This is a genomic window from Microbacterium sp. Ru50 (assembly GCF_002920555.1).
Taxonomy (GTDB): Bacteria; Actinomycetota; Actinomycetes; order Actinomycetales; family Microbacteriaceae; genus Microbacterium; species Microbacterium arborescens.
In genome coordinates, this window is the sequence record NZ_PQSV01000026.1 from 1 (window position 1) to 851 (window position 851).

Consider the following 851-nt stretch of genomic DNA (forward strand, 5'->3'; position numbering starts at 1 on the left):
GACCGTGCCGCGCGGCGCCCTGCCGTACGACACCCGCGGCGCCGCCGAGATCGTCCACCCGGACCTGTTCGCCGAGGAGGGCCTGGACCCGCGCCACCGCGAGGTGGCCGCCCGCCTCGGCTACGCCGCCAGCTACGCCCTCCCGCTCGCCACCGAGTCCGCGGGCCGCCTCGGCGCCGTCGTCTGGCTCTACGACGAACCGGCCGAGCCGCACGAGCGCCGGCGCCACCTCGTGGGCCTGTACGTCCGGCACGCCACCGAGCACCTCGCCCGGCTGCTGGAGGTGGAGCGCACGCGCGCGTGCGTGGCGACCCTCACCGAGGAACTGCTGCCCGCCCGGCTGCCCCGGGTGGCCGGCGTCCAGCTCGCCGCCCGGCACCGCGCGGGCCCGCGCGGCGGCGGTGACTGGTACGACGCCCTGCCGCTGCCGGAGGCCGCCCTCGGCCTCTCGGTCGGCTCGGTCACCGGCTGCGGGCCGAGCGCGGTGGCCGCCATGGGGCGGCTGCGCGCCTCCCTGCGCGCGTACGCCGTGATGGAGGGCGAGGACCCGGTCGCCGTCCTGTCCGACCTGGAACTGCTGCTGCGGCTGACCGAGCCGGCCCGCTCGGCCACCGCCCTGTTCGCCTACTGCGAGCCGGCCGTACGCAAGGTCACCCTGGCCGGTGCCGGGCACAGTCCGCCGCTGCTGACCGGCGAGCGGCGCACCGAGTTCGCCGAGACCTCCGTCTCCGCGCCGCTCGGCATGCTCGCCTGCTGGGAGCGCCCAGCGTGGAGATCCAGGCGGAGGCCGGGGAGACGGTCCTGCTCTACGACCGACGGGCTGCTGCACCGTACCGGCGACCCGATGGACC

General features: G+C 77.4%; 1 protein-coding gene. It reads left to right on the plus strand.

The genetic code is table 11. The features are described 5' to 3' along the window. The coding region (locus C3481_RS16025) for a PP2C family protein-serine/threonine phosphatase (protein ID WP_181021962.1) at window positions 1-851 on the plus strand (851 nt) is incomplete at both ends.